The organism is Streptomyces sp. G-G2 (genome assembly GCF_030063135.1).
In the GTDB taxonomy this organism is placed as follows: Bacteria; Actinomycetota; Actinomycetes; order Streptomycetales; family Streptomycetaceae; genus Streptomyces.
In genome coordinates this window covers 107,579-126,043 of the sequence record NZ_JASISO010000004.1, presented here as the reverse complement: position 1 = coordinate 126,043, position 18,465 = coordinate 107,579, and the positions used below count along the sequence as shown (strand labels likewise).

At 74.0% G+C, this 18,465-nt stretch carries 20 protein-coding genes; 12 read left to right on the top strand and 8 right to left on the bottom strand.

The genetic code is table 11. The features are described 5' to 3' along the window. Positions 1-40: 40 nt before the first annotated feature. The 4 genes from QMF80_RS04950 to QMF80_RS04935 all read right to left on the bottom strand — a co-directional run bounded on the left by QMF80_RS04950 (position 41) and on the right by QMF80_RS04935 (position 2,834). Complete coding sequence (locus tag QMF80_RS04950) at positions 41-526, bottom strand: DUF6099 family protein (protein WP_283449804.1); 486 nt, start codon at positions 524-526, stop codon at positions 41-43. Between the two features lie 122 nt (positions 527-648). Continuing rightward, entirely contained in the window at positions 649-1,080 is a 432-nt protein-coding gene (locus QMF80_RS04945; protein WP_283449802.1) for a nucleotide pyrophosphohydrolase, read from the bottom strand. After that, entirely contained in the window at positions 1,077-2,375 is a 1,299-nt protein-coding gene (locus QMF80_RS04940; protein ID WP_283449800.1) for an AAA family ATPase, read from the bottom strand. Before QMF80_RS04940 ends, QMF80_RS04945 begins: the two co-directional genes overlap by 4 nt. Positions 2,376-2,441: 66 nt before the next feature. After that, positions 2,442-2,834: a cell division protein SepF gene (locus QMF80_RS04935; protein ID WP_283449799.1), complete on the bottom strand. Its 393-nt coding sequence runs from the start codon at positions 2,832-2,834 to the stop codon at positions 2,442-2,444. Between the two features lie 98 nt (positions 2,835-2,932). Between QMF80_RS04935 and QMF80_RS04930 the strand changes: the two genes are divergently transcribed. The 3 genes from QMF80_RS04930 to QMF80_RS04920 all read left to right on the top strand — a co-directional run bounded on the left by QMF80_RS04930 (position 2,933) and on the right by QMF80_RS04920 (position 4,872). After that, on the top strand, positions 2,933-3,568 hold the full coding sequence (locus QMF80_RS04930) for a TetR/AcrR family transcriptional regulator (RefSeq protein WP_283449797.1): 636 nt from the start codon (positions 2,933-2,935) through the stop codon (positions 3,566-3,568). A 41-nt stretch (positions 3,569-3,609) separates the two neighbouring features. After that, the gene (locus tag QMF80_RS04925; protein WP_283449796.1) at positions 3,610-4,380 is read left to right on the top strand and encodes a DUF2470 domain-containing protein; all 771 of its coding nucleotides are present in this window, start codon (positions 3,610-3,612) and stop codon (positions 4,378-4,380) included. Positions 4,381-4,443: 63 nt separating this feature from the next. Next, positions 4,444-4,872, top strand: coding sequence for a zinc-binding dehydrogenase (locus QMF80_RS04920; RefSeq protein WP_349372182.1), 429 nt, complete (start codon positions 4,444-4,446; stop codon positions 4,870-4,872). A 176-nt stretch (positions 4,873-5,048) separates the two neighbouring features. Here the strand turns inward: QMF80_RS04920 and QMF80_RS04915 are convergent, their stop codons facing one another. Beyond that, positions 5,049-5,486 (bottom strand): TauD/TfdA dioxygenase family protein, encoded by a 438-nt coding sequence (locus QMF80_RS04915; RefSeq protein ID WP_283449794.1) that lies wholly within the window; start codon positions 5,484-5,486, stop codon positions 5,049-5,051. Between the two features lie 757 nt (positions 5,487-6,243). Between QMF80_RS04915 and QMF80_RS04910 the strand changes: the two genes are divergently transcribed. From QMF80_RS04910 to meaB, 5 genes are all read left to right on the top strand, one after another. After that, positions 6,244-7,311, top strand: coding sequence for an ROK family protein (locus QMF80_RS04910; RefSeq protein WP_349372177.1), 1,068 nt, complete (start codon positions 6,244-6,246; stop codon positions 7,309-7,311). Further along, a complete protein-coding gene (locus QMF80_RS37995) occupies positions 7,262-7,459 on the top strand; it encodes a hypothetical protein (RefSeq protein ID WP_349372176.1) in 198 nt (65 codons plus the stop codon). Before QMF80_RS04910 ends, QMF80_RS37995 begins: the two co-directional genes overlap by 50 nt. Before the next feature lie 95 nt (positions 7,460-7,554). After that, positions 7,555-9,429: a methylmalonyl-CoA mutase subunit beta gene (locus tag QMF80_RS04905; RefSeq protein WP_283449792.1), complete on the top strand. Its 1,875-nt coding sequence runs from the start codon at positions 7,555-7,557 to the stop codon at positions 9,427-9,429. Then, complete coding sequence (gene scpA / locus QMF80_RS04900) at positions 9,426-11,624, top strand: methylmalonyl-CoA mutase (RefSeq protein WP_283449790.1); 2,199 nt, start codon at positions 9,426-9,428, stop codon at positions 11,622-11,624. Before QMF80_RS04905 ends, scpA begins: the two co-directional genes overlap by 4 nt. A 16-nt stretch (positions 11,625-11,640) precedes the next feature. Beyond that, the gene (gene meaB, locus QMF80_RS04895) at positions 11,641-12,633 is read left to right on the top strand and encodes a methylmalonyl Co-A mutase-associated GTPase MeaB (protein ID WP_283449789.1); all 993 of its coding nucleotides are present in this window, start codon (positions 11,641-11,643) and stop codon (positions 12,631-12,633) included. Positions 12,634-12,677: 44 nt separating this feature from the next. Here the strand turns inward: meaB and QMF80_RS04890 are convergent, their stop codons facing one another. After that, positions 12,678-13,679: an asparaginase gene (locus tag QMF80_RS04890; protein ID WP_283449786.1), complete on the bottom strand. Its 1,002-nt coding sequence runs from the start codon at positions 13,677-13,679 to the stop codon at positions 12,678-12,680. Between the two features lie 127 nt (positions 13,680-13,806). On the opposite strand from QMF80_RS04890, the gene QMF80_RS04885 reads away from it, so the two are divergent. The 3 genes from QMF80_RS04885 (at position 13,807) to QMF80_RS04875 (ending at position 15,994) form a co-directional block, all read left to right on the top strand. Beyond that, complete coding sequence (locus tag QMF80_RS04885; protein WP_283449785.1) at positions 13,807-14,256, top strand: Lrp/AsnC family transcriptional regulator; 450 nt, start codon at positions 13,807-13,809, stop codon at positions 14,254-14,256. A gap of 126 nt (positions 14,257-14,382) precedes the next feature. Further along, a complete protein-coding gene (gene tsaD / locus QMF80_RS04880) occupies positions 14,383-15,450 on the top strand; it encodes a tRNA (adenosine(37)-N6)-threonylcarbamoyltransferase complex transferase subunit TsaD (RefSeq protein WP_283449783.1) in 1,068 nt (355 codons plus the stop codon). Positions 15,451-15,553: 103 nt separating this feature from the next. Beyond that, a complete protein-coding gene (locus tag QMF80_RS04875) occupies positions 15,554-15,994 on the top strand; it encodes a cold-shock protein (RefSeq protein WP_283449781.1) in 441 nt (146 codons plus the stop codon). Positions 15,995-16,052: 58 nt separating this feature from the next. Here QMF80_RS04875 and QMF80_RS04870 read toward each other — a convergent pair whose 3' ends face one another. Further along, positions 16,053-17,213 carry a glycosyltransferase family 4 protein gene (locus tag QMF80_RS04870; RefSeq protein ID WP_283449779.1) on the bottom strand — a complete coding sequence of 387 codons (1,161 nt, stop codon included), beginning with the start codon at positions 17,211-17,213 and terminating at the stop codon, positions 16,053-16,055. A 16-nt stretch (positions 17,214-17,229) separates the two neighbouring features. Next, entirely contained in the window at positions 17,230-18,042 is an 813-nt protein-coding gene (locus QMF80_RS04865) for an FkbM family methyltransferase (protein WP_283449777.1), read from the bottom strand. Between the two features lie 131 nt (positions 18,043-18,173). On the opposite strand from QMF80_RS04865, the gene QMF80_RS38230 reads away from it, so the two are divergent. Beyond that, on the top strand, positions 18,174-18,458 hold the full coding sequence (locus QMF80_RS38230; RefSeq protein WP_502962769.1) for a hypothetical protein: 285 nt from the start codon (positions 18,174-18,176) through the stop codon (positions 18,456-18,458). The last annotated feature ends 7 nt before the right edge of the window (positions 18,459-18,465 follow it).

The following is an 18,465-nucleotide window of genomic DNA, read 5'->3' as shown; positions in this document are numbered from 1 at the left end:
GCCGGTCCCGCCGCCCCTGTCCGGCGGGACCTTGCCCGGCTCAGACGACGCCAGAGGCGGAACCCCGCTCGCGCACCGTCATCCGGCGCAGGATCGCCCGCACCCGGTCGCTCGTCTCGTCCGCCGCGTCGATCGACTCCATGCACTGCCAGTACAGACCTTCGTCGTCCGTGGCACAGGCCACGCCGACCAGGGCTATGCCCACGTCACCCAGCAGCGCCTGCAACCCCAGTAACCCCTGGCGGACGTCCGCCACTTCGGTCAGCTGGGCCGCCCGTGGCGGATAGTCGGGCATCCGGCCCTCGCCGCGCACCGCGGCCCGGTCGATCACCCCGCAGCCTCTGGTCCCCGCCTCCCCCAGTCCCCGTGCCTCCGCCCTCAGCTCCGGCGGCCCCGTGACCGCCAGCCAGCCGCCCATCCCCTGCGCGAGCGCCTGGGCCTGCCAGGCCTCGCCCACGATGTCCATCGCCGCCCCGCTCTGCGCCAGAGCGTGTCGGCCGGCCGCGATGAGCCGTACCGCATCCATATGCCGTCCCCCGTCCGCACGACACTCTGTTCTTCACCACTACCCAGCGTGAGGGCAACGGGCCAGTAAAGCCAGGGGTATTCGGAAATCTGTGGACACAAACATGGTTGTGGACAGCGCCATCACTCCGAAGAGTGACATTCTGCGTCCGAACCGGACTTCACGGGGAAGCGGAGTTCGTTCCGGTCGATCTTCGCGGCCAGCGCATCGAGCACATCCACCCCGAGAACCTCACAGAACTGCAGCAGGTACGCCAGTACATCGGCGACCTCATCGGTCACACGGTGTGCGGTCTTCGGCTCTTCCATGACGCGCGCCGACTGTTCCGGCGTCAGCCACTGGAAGATCTCGACCAGTTCGGACGCCTCCACGCTGAGCGCCACCGCGAGGTTCTTCGGTGTGTGGAAGGGCTGCCAGTCGCGCGCCGCCGCGAACGCGGCCAGCCGCCGCTGGAGCAGCGCCAGCCGCGCGTCCGTCGCCGGGTCCGGTTCGGCGGTCGGTTCGGCGGTCGGCCGCGCGGTCGGCTCCGAGGGACGGGACGGGGTCTCGTTCATGGGGTCAGGTCTACCACCGACACCCCCGGCAGCTCCCGGGCGGCCGCGGCGCCCTCCTCGCCGACCGCCGCCACCAGCCGGATGTGGCCCCGGCCGCACGCGAGCAGTGCCAGCCGCATGAGTTCGGCGCGCTGGCGGCGGTCCAGGCCCCGGTCGAAACCGTCGGCGAGGACGGTCAGCGCCTGCTGCGCGGGCAGCAGTTCGGCGGCCGGGTCCATGGCCAGTACGCCGGGGCCGGTCAGCAGGACCAGCGCCAGGGCGAGGAAGCGCAGTTCCCCCGCGCCGAGCCTGCCCAGTTCGGTGGCCGGACGGCCGCCCCGGTCCAGGGCGGCCAGCACCCGCCCGTCGGCCTCCGTACGCTCCCCGAACCCCTCGACCGGGCCCGCGCACCCGGCCCGCGCCGCCGCGACCAGCAGCGCGTGCCGGGTGCCGCATTCCTGGCGGGTCCGGCGCAGTACGTCGGCCAGGTTGCCGCAGTCGCCGAGCAACCGGCCCGGGCCGGGCGGTACGGGGCCGCGCATCGCGGCGGGTTCGGGGTCGCAGGGGAACACCGAACGCAGCGCGACCACGACCTGTTCGGCGGCGGCGAGCACCCTGCGCTGCCCCTCCGTGCTGCCCGCGACCCGCAGCGGCAGCAGCGCCGTGCCGAGCCGGTCGTCGGGGAAGGGGGCCCGCGTGACGCCCGTGGAACCGCCGGTCAGCCAGGCGGCCTGGACCGAGCGCCGCCCGGGGTCGCGCAGCGCGGTGCTGAGGAGGATCTGGTCCCCCGCGGTGAGCCGCTCACCGACGACCCGCAGGGCGGGTTCGGCCTGCACGGCGAGGTCGAGGCGGACCGGGCCGACGGGCCCGTCGACCGTGCAGCCGATCCGGAATCCGCGGCGCCGCTCCGGATCGGGGAGCGCCCCTTCCGGTACGAGGCCCACGGGATCCGGGAAGACCTCGTCGAGGGTGGCACCGGAACCGAGCCGGGCCAGTGCCTCGTACGCGCCCAGGGCGTGCGACTTGCCGCTGCCGCTGGGCCCCGCGAAGAGGGTCACCGCGGTGGTCATCGGGAAGACCGCCCCGCGGTGCGAGGCGAAGGCGGAGAGCCGCAGTTCGGTGACGACGGGCCGGGCGTGCCGGGCGGCCCCGGCCGCCACGGCTGCGACTGCGGCTGCGGCTGCGGCCGAGCGGGCTCCCGCCGGGGCTGCGGCGCGGGTCCCGGCCGCGGCCCCGTGTCCGGCGCGCGACATCTGGGCAGGCAGGGGTAAAGCGGCGGCGGGGCCGCTGCGGGCGGTGTCCAACGTGGCGTCCATGCCCGGACGCTACGGGCCACCCGGGCACCCCCGGCTCCGCTGAACCGTTACCTCAGGCCGACCTTCCTACGATCGGGGGACGGCCGCCGCCGCGATCCCCTCCACCTCGGTGCCCACCGGTGCCAGCAGGAAGACGTTGCGGTCGACCCGGTGCATGCCGCTGCCCAGACCGAAGACCACACCGCTGCTGAAGTCCAGGATCCGCTTGGCCACTTCGCTGTCGGCGCCCGTGAGGTCGAGCAGCACCGGAATCTGGGCGATGAGGTACTCGGCCACCTCTCGCGCGTCCGCGAAGATCTGCACCCGGATCACCACGAACCGGCGCTGCGCCGCCGCGGCTCCGGGGGCCGTGGGGATGGTGCGGTGGTCCACTCTGGACGGCCACTCGTTGCGGCTGCGCAGGGGTACCACCTGCGCGAGACCCTCCCACTGTTCATCGGTGACGTCGTACCTGCTCACCAGGCCGCCTTGGCCAGACGCTTCTTGTGCATCTCCCCATCCTCTCGCGTTTCACCCGTTCAGCCCAACAGCGACACGAAGCACGTAAGGTCGCCGCCATGACGCATCGCGACGAGGCCCCCGCGGTCTGTGAGCTACCGGTCGGGACGGGCTCCGCGCCCCAGCTCGGCAGGCGCGCCGACGCGTTACGCAACCACGAGCAGATACTGGCCGCGGCCGAGCAGCTGTTCGCCGAGCACGATCCGCGTGCGGTGACGATGGACCGGATCGCCAAAGCGGCCGGGGTCGGCCGCGCCACGCTCTACCGGCGCTTCCCCGATCCGCGGTCGATCGCCGTCGCCCTGTTGGACGAACACGAGCGCATCCTGCGGGGAAAGCTGGCCTACGGCCCCCCGCCGCTCGGGCCGGGCGCGCCCGCGGCGGAGCGGCTGTCCGCCTTCTACGCCGCCGCCGTCGATCTCCTGGAGCGTCACCTTCCGCTCGCACTGGGCGCCGAGCACGGCCCGGCCCGGTTCACCGGAGCCGCGTACAGCCACTGGCGCGCGCACGTACGGACCCTGCTCGCGGACGCGGGGATGGAGGACCCGGAGAGCAGTGTGGACATCCTGCTCAGCCCGCTGGCGCCCGAGGTGTACCAGCACCAGCGGCACACGCTGGGGCTCGGACCCGAGCGCATCGCGCGCACCCTGGACCGGCTGGCGCGCCGGGTACTCAGCGACACCGAGATACATTAGGTTAGGCATACCTAACCACCTCGGCGATGGAGAGCACCCGCATGCGCATGTCCGGAGACCCCGCGAATCCAGCCGCGTCCGACACCCCCGCGCCGTCCGCGCCGCACGCCCGGCCCGGTGACGCCGAGCGGGTCCGGTCGATCCTGGCCGCCGCCCACTCCATGACGGTGGTCGCCGACGGGGTGCGCACCGAGGTCCGCCACCTGGACGGCGCCGACGTACTGGGCCGGCTGCACCTCCACCCGGCCGATCCCGCCGCCGGCTACCCCCTGGACGGCCGGTCCCCGCTGGACGACGGCCGCCCCGCGATCCGGCTGGAGTTCACCGACGTCGCGCCGACCCCGGTGCGCGACCGGGTACGGGCCCGGGTCACCGTGCTCGGCCGGCTGCTCACCCCCTACGCCGACGGCGCCGACGGCGCGAGCACCTGTGTGGAATTCGGCCGGGCGGTCCTGGAAACGGACGAGGGACGCTCGTACATCGGCCTCCGGGAGCTCGACGAGGCCTCCCCCGACCCGCTCGCCCCGTACGAGGCGGGCATGCTCACCCACCTCCTGGACGAGCACACGGAACTGGTCACCCTGCTCCTGCGCCTGGTCCACCCGCTGCCCACCGCCGGGGTGGTGCGCGCGCTACCGCTCGCCATGGACCGGTACGGCATCACCCTGCGCCTCGAAGAGCGCGGCGCGCACCGCGACGTACGCCTGCCCTTCCCCTCGCCACTGGACGACGTGGAGCAGTCCGGGGCCCAGATCCAGGCCCTGCTCAGCACCGCGCGCAGGCTCTCCCACCGCAACAGCCTGCCCGCCTGAATGGCTTGATCTGCCCCGCCCGGCCCGGAACAGCCTTCGTCCGGGGGCAGTTGGGATGAGCAGATCGCGGTCGCGGTCGGGGCGCGGGTCATCGGCACCGCCGGGGCGCACCACCACGACTACCCGCGCTCGCTGGGCGCCGAACCGGTGCCGTACGGCGAAGGACTGGCCGAGCGGATCCGCGAGCTGGCGCCCGAAGGCATCGACGCCGGGCTCGACTTCTACGGGGACGGGGCGGTCGAACTGCTCCAGGGCCTGGTCAAGCAGCACGACCGGGTGGTCTCCATCGCGGACTACGAGGCCGCGGCCAAGGGCGCGCACCAGCTGGGGGCGCGTCCCGACACCGCCGACCTGACCGCGCTGGCCGAACTGGCGGACAGCGGGAAGCTCGTCGTGAACGTGGAGCACGCCCTCCCGCTCGCCGAAGCGGCGAAGGCCTGGGAGCTCAGCGCGACGGGCCGCACCCGCGGCGAGATCGTCCTGACCGTCTGAGCCGGAGCACGCGACTGCGCCCGGGTGGCGTCCGGCGGACACCACCCGGGCGGGACCCGGGGCCTGTGTGAGAAGACACGCCATGGCCCCCTAGACCGCTCCCGTCGCTTTGATCACTCCCGTCGCCTCGGTCACTCCCGTCGCTCCCGTCGCTTCGGTCACTCCCGTTGCTCCGGTCACACGCTCTCCCGGGCGGCGGCGTAGCGGCTGACCGGGCGCGGCAGGCCGTAGTGCTCGCGCAGGGTGCGGCCGGTGTACTCGGTGCGGAAGAGGCCGCGGCGCTGGAGGATCGGGACGACGTGGTCGACGAAGTCGGCCAGTCCGGTGGGCAGGACCGGGGCCATGATGTTGAAGCCGTCCGCCGAGGGGACGGTGGGATGGGCGACGGGGGTGCCGAGCAGCTGGGCGAAGGCCTCGTGGGCGGCTTCGTCGAGGTGGTCCTGGCCGCGGAAGAAGACCACCTTGTGGGTGAGGAGCGCGGCGCGGATCTGGGCGACGGTCTCGGCGGAGAGGTCGCCGCCGAGGCGGACGGCGCCGATCTCGGCGCCGATCCGGCCGCCGATCCGGCCGCCGATCCTGGTGACCGTGATGTCGGTGCGGGTGGCGGTGGCCATGGGAGTCTCCTGGGATTCTTTCCGCAGCGGAAGAAATAGAGGCGTCGAGCGGGGCGGGACGGGCGAACGGACGGGCGAGGAGGCGCGGCGCTGGATCCGGCCGGCGCGGAAGGCGCACGGAAGCGACGCGGCTGCGGGAGGGGTACGGCGCCGGCCCGGCGCGGAGCCGGGGGGACGCCGTACGGGCACGGGGGCACGGGGGTACGGGGGACGGACGAGCGGGGCGCCGGGCCGTACGGACCACGACGGGCGCGGTGCGCGGGCCGGTGCGGGCAACGCACGGGCACCGCGGAACGCGGACGCGGAGGGGGTGGTCAGCCCCGGGAAGGGGCCGGACAGCGGGCCGGACACCCGCCCGGCGCGGTACACGCGCCGGGGGTGTGGAGCCGCGGACGGAATCGAACAGTCGCGGTCATGGCTCGGAGCCTGTCAGCGCCCCCGCCGCCGGTCAACCCCCCGGCGCAGCACCCGAAACCAGCCATCACGCCCTCGGTACGCCGCCCAGCGCGCACGGTCTGACCTGTACTTTCCCCGGTCACCGGACGGCCTTGGGGCCGACCCGTGGCGCATGATCGACCCTGCTGGATTTTCATAGCCCCGCAACGTGGCCGCCACGCCTACGCGCCACAGCTCCCCCTCGCACGCACCGCTGCTCCCCCTCGTACGCACCGCGGCTCCCCCGTTCCCGGGCGCCCGCACCCGGCGGCGCGCGCCTCCGGCATGATCGGTGGCACACCCCCGCCCCCGAGGAGACCGCGTGCCCCCCGTGCCGCCCGCGCCGACCGCGCCGCGCAGGGCGGGCGACAGCCGGGCGGCCGCCAACGCGGCGGCCGTGCTCCGGACCGTCCTCGACCACGGGCCGGTCGCGCGCAGCGCCGTCTCCGGTCTGTGCGGGCTGAGCCCGGCCGCCGTGTCCCGGCAGACCACCGGGCTGCTGCGGCGCGGGCTGCTGCGCGAGGTCCCCGCTCCCCCGGCCGGGCCCACCACCGCCGCGGGCCGCCCGCGCATCCCGCTGGACCTGCACACCGGGGCCGCGGGCGGGCCGGTGGCCGGGGCCCTGCAGATCGGGGTACGGGCCTCCATCCTCGGGCTGGTCGACCTGCGCGGCCGGGTGCTGGCCCGACGCACCTGGCCGCACGAGGAGGGCCTGGCCCCGGACCGGCTCACCGCCCGGATCGCCGCCGAGCTGAGCCGGTTCCTGGCCGACTCCACCGCCGGGCGGCCGCTGCTCGGGGTGGGCGCGGCGCTGGGCGGCTGGGTCCGCCCGGACGCGGGGCTCGTCGTACGGCACGAGGCGCTCGGCTGGCGGGACGTGGCGCTCGGGGCCGCGCTGCACGAGGCGCTGGGGGTGCCGGTCCGGGTGGACAACCACGCGCGGGCCGTCGGCCACGCCGAGATCCTCTTCGGCCACCCCGGGGCCCGGCGCAGCCTGGTGCACCTCTTCATCGGCAATGTCGTGGACGCGGCCTTCGCCATCGTGGGCGCCGTCCACCAGGGCCCGGGGGCGGCGGCCGGGGACGTGGCCCACCTCCCGGTACCGGGGTCGGCCGTGCGCTGCCCGTGCGGCCGGACCGGCTGCCTGCAAGGCCGCCGCCTCCGACACGGCGCTCGGCGCCGAGGCCGTGCGCCGGGGGATCGTGCCGGAGCCGTCCGTGCCGCTGCTGGTGGACGCGGCCGCCACCGGCGATCCGCGCGCGGACCGGCTGCTGCGGGAGCGGGCCCGGGCGGTCGGGAGGGCGGCCGCGCTGCTCTTCGACGTGTTCAACCCGGCCGTCATGGTGATCACCGAGCTGGCGAGCGTCCTGCACGAGGGCTATCTGGATGAAATCCGCGACGCGGCGGCGGAGCTGTCCCCGGGCTGCGCGGGGCCCGGGCGGCTCGTGGCCCCGCACGCGGGTCCCGCCGTACTCCCCCAGGCCGCGGCGACGGTGCTGCTCGGCCCGCTGTTCCGGGATCCCGCCGGTCTGTCCTGAGCGTCGCCGGGGAGCGGTCCGGCCCGGTTCCGAGAGGGGGAGATCACACACGGTGGTTATGGTCTCGATTGAGCGGCCCCCCTAGCATTCGAGCCATGACGGTCCTGCCTGATGACGGGCTTTCCCTGGCCGCCGAATTCCCTGACGCGACGCATGAGCAGTGGCAGCGCCTGGTAGAGGGCGTGCTGCGCAAGTCGGGCAAGGAAGTATCCGGCGAGGCAGCTGAGAACGCGTTGTCCACCACGCTCGAGGACGGGCTCAGTACGCGCCCGCTCTACACCGCGCCCGCTTCCGGGGGCTCCGCGGACGCCGATGCCATCGGCCTGCCCGGGTTCGCGCCCTTCCTGCGCGGGGGCCGGGCCGAGGGGACCGCCGCCGCCGGTTGGGACGTACGCCAGCGGCTCACCCACACCGACCCGGCGCTCCTCAACGAGGCCGTGCTCGCCGACCTGGAGAACGGGGTCACCTCGCTGTGGCTGACCGTCGGCCGGGGCGGCGTACCGGTGTCGGGACTGGCCCGCGCGCTGGACGGGGTCTATCTGGACCTCGCCCCGATCACCCTGGACGCCGGCGCCGAATTCGGCGCCGCGGCGCGGGAGTTGCTGCGGCTCTACGCCGAGCGCGGGGTGTCCCCGCTGGAGGCGCGCGGCACCCTCGGCGCCGATCCCCTGGGCCACGAGGCCCGTACCGGTGAGGCGGTGGACGTCGCCGGCGCGGTGGAACTGGCCCGGGAGGCCTCGGCGGACTGGCCCGGGCTGCGCGCCCTGACCGTGGACGCCCTGCCCTACCACGAGGCGGGCGGCTCGGCCGGGCAGGAGCTGGGGCTGTCCCTGGCCACCGGCGTGGCCTACCTGCGGGCACTGACCGGGGCGGGCCTCAGCGCCGAAGCGGCCTTCGGGCAGCTGGAGTTCCGTTACGCCGCCACCGCCGACCAGTTCCTCGGCATCGCCAAGCTGCGCGCCGCGCGCCGCCTGTGGGCCAGGGTCGCCGAGGCCTGCGGGGTGCCCGGAGCGGGCGCCCAGCGCCAGCACGCGGTGACCTCGCCGGTGATGATGACCCGGCGCGACCCGTGGGTGAACATGCTGCGCACCACGGTGGCCTGCCTGGGCGCCGGGGTGGGCGGGGCGGACGCGGTCACCGTGCTCCCCTTCGACCACGACCTCGGACTGCCGGACGCCTTCGCGCGCCGGATCGCCCGCAACACCTCCACCATCCTGCTGGAGGAATCGCACCTCGCCCGGGTGATCGACCCGGCGGGCGGCTCCTGGTACGTGGAGCGGCTCACCGAGGAACTCGCCCAGGCGGCCTGGGAGTTCTTCCAGGTCATCGAGAAGGCGGGCGGCCAGGCCGCCGCCCTGCGCTCCGGCCTGGTCGCCGAGCGGCTGGCCGCCACCTGGTCCGCGCGGTCCGAGAGGCTGGCCACGCGCCGCGAACCGATCACCGGGGTCAGCGAGTTCCCGCTGCTGTCCGAGAAGCCGGTGGTCCGCGAGAGCGCGCCCGCCGCGCCCGCCGGCGGCCTGCCCCGGGTCCGGCGCGACGAGGCCTTCGAGGCGCTGCGCGCCCGCTCCGACGCGCACCTCGCGGCGACCGGGACCCGGCCGCGGATCTTCCTGGCGGCGCTGGGTCCGGCCGCGGCGCACACCGCGCGGGCCTCCTTCGCGGCCAACCTGTTCCAGGCGGGCGGCATCGAGGCGGTCCACGATCCGGTGTCCGTGGACGAGTCGTCGGCGGCCGCCGCCTACACGGCGAGCGGCGCGGACGGCATGGCCGTGCTGTGCTCCAGTGACACGCTGTACGAGGAGCGGGCCGGGGCGGTGGCGGCCGAGCTGCGCGCCGCGGGCGCCCGGACCGTGTTCCTCGCGGGCCGCCCGGGCACCTGCGAGGGCGCCGTGGACGAGTACGTCTTCGCCGGCTGCGACGCGGTCGCCGTGCTGTCCTCCGTACTCGACCGGATGGGAGTGACCTCGTGAGCATCCCCGATTTCTCCGAGCTGGCGCTCGGCGGGACCGCTCCCGCCGGGTCCGAGGAGCAGTGGCGGGCGGCGGTGAAGGAGTCCACCGGCTCCGCCACCGACGACCTGCTGTGGGAGACCCCGGAGGGCATCGGCGTCAAGCCGCTGTACACCGGGCGGGACCTGGAGGGTCTGGACTTCCTGGCGACGTACCCGGGCGTGGCCCCGTACCTGCGCGGCCCCTACCCGACGATGTACGTGAACCAGCCCTGGACGATCCGGCAGTACGCGGGGTTCTCCACGGCCGAGGAGTCGAACGCCTTCTACCGGCGCAATCTGGCGGCCGGCCAGAAGGGCCTGTCGGTGGCCTTCGACCTGCCGACGCACCGCGGTTACGACAGCGACCACCCCCGGGTGACGGGCGACGTCGGCATGGCGGGCGTGGCGATCGACTCGATCTACGACATGCGCCAGCTGTTCGACGGGATCCCGCTGGACAAGATGTCGGTGTCGATGACGATGAACGGCGCGGTGCTGCCCGTGCTGGCGCTGTACATCGTGGCGGCGGAGGAGCAGGGGGTCTCCCCCGACAAGCTCGCGGGGACCATCCAGAACGACATCCTCAAAGAGTTCATGGTCCGCAACACCTATATCTATCCGCCGAAGCCGTCGATGCGGATCATCTCCGACATCTTCTCCTTCACCTCGCAGAAGATGCCGCGGTACAACTCGATCTCGATCTCCGGCTACCACATCCAGGAGGCGGGGGCGACCGCCGACCTGGAGCTGGCGTACACCCTGGCCGACGGGGTGGAGTACCTGCGGGCCGGGCTGGGCGCCGGGATGGACGTGGACGCCTTCGCGCCGCGGCTGTCCTTCTTCTGGGCGATCGGCATGAACTTCTTCATGGAGGTCGCCAAGCTGCGGGCCGCCCGGCTGCTGTGGGCGCGCCTGGTCAAGCAGTTCGACCCGAAGAACGCCAAGTCCCTTTCGCTGCGCACCCATTCGCAGACCTCGGGCTGGTCGCTGACGGCGCAGGACGTCTTCAACAACGTGACGCGTACCTGCGTGGAGGCGATGGCGGCGACCCAGGGGCACACCCAGTCGCTGCACACCAACGCCCTCGACGAGGCGCTCGCGCTGCCGACCGACTTCTCGGCCCGCATCGCGCGCAACACCCAGCTGCTGCTCCAGCAGGAGTCGGGGACCTGCCGGGTGATCGACCCGTGGGGCGGCAGCGCGTACGTCGAGAAGCTGACCTACGACCTGGCGCGCCGGGCGTGGCAGCACATCGAGGAGGTCGAGGCGGCGGGCGGCATGGCGCAGGCCATCGACGCGGGCATCCCGAAGCTCCGGGTGGAGGAGGCCGCGGCCCGCACGCAGGCCCGGATCGACTCCGGGCGCCAGCCGGTGATCGGGGTGAACAAGTACCGGGTGGAGACCGACGAGCTGATCGACGTGCACAAGGTCGACAACTCCTCGGTGCGCACCCAGCAGATCGCCAAGCTGCGACGGCTGCGCGAGGAGCGCGACGAGGCGGTGACGCAGGACTGTCTGCGGGCGCTGACGAACGCCGCCGAGCGCGGCGCCGGTTCCGGGCTGGAGGGGAACCTCCTCAAGCTGGCCGTGGACGCGGCGCGTGCGAAGGCGACCGTGGGCGAGATCTCGGACGCGCTGGAGAAGGTCTACGGGCGGCACGCGAGCCAGATCCGTACGATCTCGGGTGTGTACCGCAACGAAGCAGGCGAGTCCCCGTCGGTCGAGCGCACCCGCGCGCTGGTGGACCGGTTCGAGGAGGCGGAGGGCCGTCGTCCGCGCATCCTGGTGGCCAAGATGGGCCAGGACGGGCACGACCGCGGCCAGAAGGTGATCGCGACCGCCTTCGCCGACCTGGGCTTCGACGTGGACGTCGGCCCGCTGTTCCAGACCCCGGAGGAAGTGGCCCGCCAGGCCGTCGAGGCGGACGTCCACGTGGTGGGCGTGTCCTCGCTGGCCGCCGGGCACCTGACGCTCGTACCGGCGCTGCGCGAGCAGCTCGCCCTGGAAGGCCGCGAGGACATCATGATCGTGGTGGGCGGGGTAATCCCGCCCGCGGACGTGCCGACGCTGCTGGAGATGGGCGCCGCCGCGGTGTTCCCGCCCGGCACGGTCATCCCGGACGCGGCGCACGACCTGGTGACGCGGCTGGCCGCCGAACTCGGCCACGAGCTGTAGGCGGGGCGGTCACCCGATGCCCCCGAAGATCGACATCGACGCCTACGCCAAGGGCGTGCTCGACGGGAGGCGCGCGTTCATCGCGCGCGCCATCACCCTCGTCGAGTCCACCCGCGCCGATCACCGCGCCCTGGCGCAGCGGCTGTTGGCGGAGTTGCTGCCGCACGCGGGCGGCGCGCGCCGGATCGGGATCAGCGGGGTCCCGGGCGTGGGGAAGTCGACGTTCATCGACGCCTTCGGCACCATGCTGACCGGGCTCGGGCACCGGGTGGCGGTGCTGGCCGTCGACCCGTCGTCCACCCGGACGGGCGGGTCGATCCTGGGCGACAAGACCCGGATGGAGCGGCTGGCGGTGGATCCGGCGGCCTTCGTACGGCCCTCACCCTCGGCGGGCACCCTGGGCGGGGTCGCGAAGGCGACCCGCGAGTCGATGATCGTCATGGAGGCCGCGGGCTACGACGTGGTGCTCGTGGAGACCGTCGGCGTCGGCCAGTCCGAGACCGCCGTGGCCGGGATGGTCGACTCGTTCCTGCTGCTGTCCCTGGCACGTACGGGCGACCAGCTCCAGGGCATCAAGAAGGGCGTCCTGGAACTGGCGGACGTACTCGCCGTGAACAAGGCGGACGGGCCGCACGAGCGGGACGCGCGCGCGGCCGCCCGGGAACTGGCCGGTGCGCTGCGGCTGATGCACCCGGTGGACGCGGCCTGGACCCCGCCAGTCCTGACCTGCAGCGCCCGCGAGTCGGTGGGCCTGGACGAGGTGTGGGAACGGCTGGAGCAGCACCGCAGGGTGCTGGAGGCGGACGGGCGGCTGACCGCGAAGCGGGCGGCGCAGCAGGTGGAGTGGACCTGGTCGATGGTCCGGGACGAGCTGCTGGGCCGACTGCGCGCGGACCCGGCGGTACGGGCGCTGGCGCCGGGCCTGGAGGCGGACGTACGGGCGGGCGCGGTGACGGCCACCTCGGCGGCGGACCAGCTGCTGGCCGCTTTCGGGCGGCCCGAGGTCTGAGCGGCCGGGCGCCCCGATGCGGGGCGCCCGGCGGGTCGGGAGCCTCAGGCGCCGACCAGGACGGGGCCCGCCGGGGAGAGCGCCCGGCGCAGGATCCGGACCCGCTCGGCCGGGTCACCGTCGGCCAGCAGCGCGGCGAGGACCGCGATCCGGGCCTGCCCGGCGCGCAGGGTGCCGGTCGGGACGGCCCCGGCGGCGACCAGGTCCACGGCCCCGCCGTGCGTGTAGATCTCGGCGACCGGTCCGGCCGCGACCCGGGTGGTCAGGGCGACCAGCACCCCGCGCGCGGTGGCGGCGCGGACCGCTTCGACGATCTCGGGGGTGGCGTTGCCCGCGCCCGTGGCGACCAGGACCACTCCCTGGGCCCCGGCGGCGACGGCCGCGTCGAGCAGCACCGGGTCGGCGTCGCAGTGGTGCATGACCATGTCCACGCGGGGCGGCAGCTCCGGCATCGCGGGCAGCGCGAGCGGTTCGGCGCGCACCGGGTGGCGCAGCACGGTGATCTTCCCGAAGCCGACCTTGCCGAGGGGCTCGCCCGAGGGGTCCGCGAAGGCGTCTGCGGTCAGCGTCTGGGTCTTGATCGTCCCGCGGGCGGCGTGGACGCGGCCGGCGAAGGCGATCAGCACGCCGAGCCCGCGCGTGGTGGCGGCGGTGAGCAGGGCGTCGTAGAGGTTGCCGGGGCCGTCGCCGTCCTCGGCGCCCATGGGGAGCTGCGAGCCGGTGAAGACGACCGTGCGCGGGTCGTGGTGGTGCAGGTCGACGAGGAACGCGGACTCTTCGAGGGTATCCGTGCCGTGGGTGACGACCACGCCCCGCACGCCGGGGTCGGCGAGCACCTCGTGCACCGTGCGCAGGAGGGTGAGCTGGTGGGCGGTGGTGAGCCGGGGGCTGTTCACGCTGAACAGGTCCACGATCTCGACGGTGATGCCTTCGGGCAGCGGCGCGGTGGCCATGACCTCTCGCCCGTCCGCGTCGGCCGCGAATCCCGAACCCTGCCAGCGGCTCGCTATCGTTCCGCCGGTGCTGATGACGACGATCCGTCCCACGGCTTCCTGCCTTTCCCCACATAGCCCCCGTACGTGTATTCGTATGCCGCAATCATAGAAACATCTACGCGCAATGCGATTGCCATTTCAGCCCCAGCCGTTACACGACGGGGTGGATAATTGCGCCATGGACGCCATTGATCGGGAAATCCTGCGTGAGCTTCAGAACGACGGCAGGCTCAGCAACCAGGAACTCGCCCAGCGCGTGGGCCTCACCCCCTCCCCCTGCATGCGCCGGGTGCGCCAGCTGGAGCAGGACGGGGTGATCCAGGGGTACCGCGCGGTGATCGACCCGGAGGCCGTGGGGCGCGCTTTCGAGGTACTGGTCTCGGTGGAGGTGCGCCGCGACCGGGAGTCGGTGGAGGCCTTCGAGTCCGCCCTCCAGGACATTCCGGACGTGATCGAGGCGTACCGCCTCTTCGGCAGCCCCGGCTGCCTGCTGCGGATCGCGGTCGCCGACCTGCGGGCGTACGAGCGGCTGTGGATCGAGCAGCTCACCGCGCTGACCGGGATCACCGAGGTCAACTCGCAGATCATCATGAAGCGGGTCAAGGAGCCGAGGGGCCTGCCGGTGTGAGGCGGGCGGCGGGTGGTGGCCGGTGTGAGGCGGGCGGCGGGCGGCGGGCGGCCGTGCCGTAACCTCGTTGCACATTACTCGCAATAAGCTGCCGTCCCCTGGGCCGCTGCTACGAAAGGGTGCCGCGTGGGCTCTCCGGTGGTCCTCGGGATCGAGTCGTCCTGCGACGAGACGGGCGCCGGGCTGGTCCGCGACGGCAGGCTGCTCGGCCACGCCGTCGCCTCCAGCATGGACGAACACGCCCTGTTCGGCGGGGTGGTGCCGGAGATCGCGGCCCGCGCGCACCTCCAGTCCTTCACCCCGGTGGTGCGCCGGGCCCTCGCCGGGGCCGGGCTGACCCGGAGCGACATCGGCGCGGTCGCGGTCACCACCGGACCGGGACTCGCCGGAGCCCTCCAGGTCGGGCTCGCGGGGGCGAAGACGCTCGCGTACGCGCTGGGCGTGCCGCTGTACGGCGTCCACCACCTGGCCGGCCACGTCGCGGCCGACACCCTGGAGCACGGGCCGCTGCCGGACCCCTGCATGGTGCTGATCGTCTCCGGCGGGCACACCTCGCTGCTGCTCGTCCGGGACCTGGCGCGCGATCCGATCCTGCACCTGGGCGACACGGTGGACGACGCGGCGGGCGAGTGCTTCGACAAGGCGGCCCGGGTCTTCGGCCTGCCCTACCCCGGCGGGCCCGCCATCGACCGGGCCGCGCGGGAGGGCGATCCCGGCGCGGTGGCCTTCCCCCGGCCGCTGACCGGGCCGCGCGACGACCCGTACGCCTTCTCCTTCTCCGGGCTCAAGACGGCCGCCGCCCGCTGGGCGGAACGCCACCGCGCCCTCGGCGAGCCGATCCCGGTCGCCGACGGGGCGGCCTCGCTCCAGGAGGCGGTGGCCGACGTACTGACCCGCAAGGCGGTCGCGGCCTGCCGCGCGCACGGGGTGGGCACCCTCGTGGTGGTCGGCGGGGTCGCGGCCAACTCCCGGGTCCGGGCGCTCGCCGAGGCCCGCTGCCGGTCGGCCGGGATCACCCTGCGGGTCCCGCCGAGGGGCCTGTGCACCGACAACGGCGCGATGATCGCCGCAGTCGGGGACCTGTTGGTGCGGGCGGGCGCCGAACCGGCCCCGCTGGACGTCTCGGTGGACCCGTCGGCGCCGCTGGAGTACGCCGCACTGCACCCGGTGGCACGGGCGCGGGCGGGGAGCTGACGGGCGGGCTCACCGGGACCACCCGCCGGGGCTCCGCCCCGTACTAAGGTGAGGCTCGTGGTGTTGTCCGGGCCCAGGTGCCCGATGTTCATTGGGGGTTGGCGTGGTTTCTGGTCGTGTGATCCGGTTCGACGGTACCCGGGGTTACGGGTTCATCGCTCCGGAGGACGGCGGGGAGGACGTCTTCCTCCATGTGAACGACATGTTGATCCCGGAGTCCTACGTGCGCTCCGGCACCGCGCTCGAATTCGAGGTGGAGGACGGGGACCGCGGCCTGAAGGCGTCCTCGGTCCGGCTGGCCACGAACCCCGACGGGAGCCCGGTGACCCCGCCCGCGGCCGCCGGGAACACCGGCGGGAACTCCGCCGCGCGGCCCGCCCAGAGCGACGACACCCTGTGCGACGCGCTGAGCCGCGCCCAGTACCTCCGCGAAGTGACCGAGGTGCTCCTGGAGTCGGCGCCCACCCTGACCGGCACCCAGATCGTCCAGATCCGCAACCGCTTCCTCCAGGTGGCCCAGGGCCACGGCTGGATCGAGGGCTAGTGCGACGGGGCGAACACTGCCTGACGCGGCACGAGGAAACGGCGGGAGGCGGCTCGGCTCAGGCGGTACGGGCGTCCGGGGCCGGGGCCGGCGTGCGGGACGGGTCGAGCAGGTCGGTCAGGTGGCGGGCCTGCGCGTCCCAGGACCAGGACTCCCGCGCCCACTCGCGGCCCGCCGCGCCCATCTCGGCGGCCCGGTCGGCGTCCAGCAGCAGCCGGGTCAGCTCGGCCGCTATGACCCCGGTGTCGTTGCCGTCCACGACGCGTCCGGTCGTACCGTCGACCACGGTGTCGGGGGCTCCGCCGGAGTTGCCCACGACGACCGGCAGCCCGCTCGCCGCGGCCTCCAGGAAGACGATGCCGAGCCCCTCGGCCTCCAGCCCGCCCTTACGGGTCCGGCACGGCATCGCGAAGACATCGGCCGCCGCGTAGTAACGCGGGGTCTCCCGGTGGGTCTTGCCGCCCACGAAACGCACCGCGTCCTCGCCGTGGCGGCGGGCCAGCTTGCGCAGCCGGGCCTCGTGCGGCCCCTGGCCGACCACCAGCAGCACCGCGTCGGGCACCCGCTCGCGGATCAGCGGCATCGCCTCGATCAGCTTGTCCTGACCCTTGCGCGGCACCAGCCGGGCCACGCACAGGATGACCCGCTTGCCCTCCAGCCCCAGTTCGGCGCGCAGCGCCGCGCCCGCGTCGGGGTCGGGCCGGTAGACGTCCGCGTCGACGGCGGGCACCAGGCGGCTCAGTTCGGCCGACGGCCCGAGGGCCGGTGCGATCCGGGACCGGGTGTACTCGCCGAGGTAGGTGACGACGTCCACGCCGTCCCCGATCCGGCGCATCATCCGGCGGGCGCCGGGCAGCCGGGCCCACCAGATCTCGTGGCCGTGGGTGGTGGCGACGATGCGCCGTACGCCGTTCTCGCGCAGGGCCGGGGCCATCATGGCCAGCGGCGCGGCCGCGCCGAACCAGACCCGGTCGCAGCCGTGGGCCCGGGCTATCTCGACGGCCTTCTTCGTGACCCGGCCGGTCGGCAGCAGCATGCCGCTGCTGTCGCGGACGACGGGGAAGGGGAGCGTGGCGTCGTACGCCGTGTCGCCCGGCTCGTGCGAGGTGTAGACGACGACGTCGTCGCCGGGGACCCGGGTGGCCATGGCGTGCACGAAGGTTTCGATGCCCCCCTGGCGCGGCGGGAAGTCGTTGGTGATGACAAGAGTGGAGCCCATGACAGTCCAGGATCCTTCAACCGGAGACGATCGGACGCGCTGTGAACAGGTAATTGCGGAACTCGTCCGTGACCTCGGTCACCCGCACCCACGCTCCGTCGCGCCGGCGGTGCATGGTGTAGCCGAGGGCCGCCAGCGCGCTCACGATCCCGGCCGCCCGGACGTCGTACTTCTCCAGGTGCCGGTCCTCGATCTCCAGCAGCAGGGTCGGCCGGTGGCGCTCCAGGGTGCGGCGCGCCCCGGAGAGCACGGCGGCCTCGGCCCCCTCGACGTCGGCCTTGATGAAATCGACCCGCTCCAGCCCGAGGTGCCCGCACAGCCCGTCCACGGTCCGCACCGGGGTGGCCACCGGGCGGGACCGGGCGAACTCGGAGTTGGGCCCGGGCCCCGAGGCGCCCTGGGTGAGGTACGCCCGCCCGTGCACCGGGAGCAGCCTGCGCCGGGGCAGGCTCATGGTGCCGTCCTGCGCCCGCTCGCCGAGAGCGGTGCGGTGCACGGTGACGTTGCCGCAGCCGAGCGCCGAGGCGGTGGTACGCAGCCAGCGCGCCGGCCCGGGGAGCGGCTCCACGCTGTGCACCGCCCCCGAGGGCCCGGCCAGCACGGACAGGGCCCAGGTGCAGAGCCCGTACTCGGCCCCGATGTCGAGGCAGACGGCCCCGGGCCGCACCAGCGGCCGCAGCCCTCCCACCTCTTCCTCGACGAACGGCCATCTCGCGGAGGCCCAGCGCAGCGCGAGCGCCACCGAGGTCACCCGCACGCCCATGTACGGCGCGGTGCTCCTCGACGGCGCGGCTTGCTGTGACACGGCCGCGTGTGACACGGCTTTCATCGCGGGCCCTCCCCCTCCGGAAGCGATCGGCCTCTCATCCCATCATCCGCATCGCGCCCCGCGCACCCTCCTGCGGAAGGAGATCCCCGAGGCCCCGTCACCCCGCAGACGTACGATGTGCACCGAAGGGGGTGGAAGAGTTCCGCCTGGCGATGACCGTCACGGACGACATCGGCGCGGACCAGACGTCACGCCCTACGTCGGCCGGGCTGTTCGCCACCGTCGACCCCGACGGCTCGCCGCCGCACGAGGCGTGCGTCGAACTGACGGGCACCCCGACGGTGAGCGTCCGGCTCTTCCCGGAAGACGACGCCGCATCCGCCACTGACGACACTCCGGCCGGAGAAGGAACCGGGCTCCCCCGGCGCCCGACCCGGTCACCTACGGCGGAATTCGTTGACCAGCACGGGAGTTGAGCACAGC

Coding starts and splice junctions, on each gene's coding strand:
- QMF80_RS04915 (WP_283449794.1), bottom strand. CDS start 5,486: ATGGCCACCGCCACCCGCACCGACATCACGGTCACCAGGATCGGCGGC.
- QMF80_RS04925 (WP_283449796.1), top strand. CDS start 3,610: ATGCGCATGTCCGGAGACCCCGCGAATCCAGCCGCGTCCGACACCCCC.
- QMF80_RS04930 (WP_283449797.1), top strand. CDS start 2,933: ATGACGCATCGCGACGAGGCCCCCGCGGTCTGTGAGCTACCGGTCGGG.
- QMF80_RS04945 (WP_283449802.1), bottom strand. CDS start 1,080: ATGAACGAGACCCCGTCCCGTCCCTCGGAGCCGACCGCGCGGCCGACC.
- meaB (WP_283449789.1), top strand. CDS start 11,641: ATGCCCCCGAAGATCGACATCGACGCCTACGCCAAGGGCGTGCTCGAC.
- QMF80_RS04865 (WP_283449777.1), bottom strand. CDS start 18,042: ATGAAAGCCGTGTCACACGCGGCCGTGTCACAGCAAGCCGCGCCGTCG.
- QMF80_RS04950 (WP_283449804.1), bottom strand. CDS start 526: ATGGATGCGGTACGGCTCATCGCGGCCGGCCGACACGCTCTGGCGCAG.
- QMF80_RS04885 (WP_283449785.1), top strand. CDS start 13,807: ATGGACGCCATTGATCGGGAAATCCTGCGTGAGCTTCAGAACGACGGC.
- QMF80_RS37995 (WP_349372176.1), top strand. CDS start 7,262: ATGGTGATCACCGAGCTGGCGAGCGTCCTGCACGAGGGCTATCTGGAT.
- QMF80_RS04905 (WP_283449792.1), top strand. CDS start 7,555: ATGACGGTCCTGCCTGATGACGGGCTTTCCCTGGCCGCCGAATTCCCT.
- QMF80_RS04940 (WP_283449800.1), bottom strand. CDS start 2,375: ATGGACGCCACGTTGGACACCGCCCGCAGCGGCCCCGCCGCCGCTTTA.
- QMF80_RS04870 (WP_283449779.1), bottom strand. CDS start 17,213: ATGGGCTCCACTCTTGTCATCACCAACGACTTCCCGCCGCGCCAGGGG.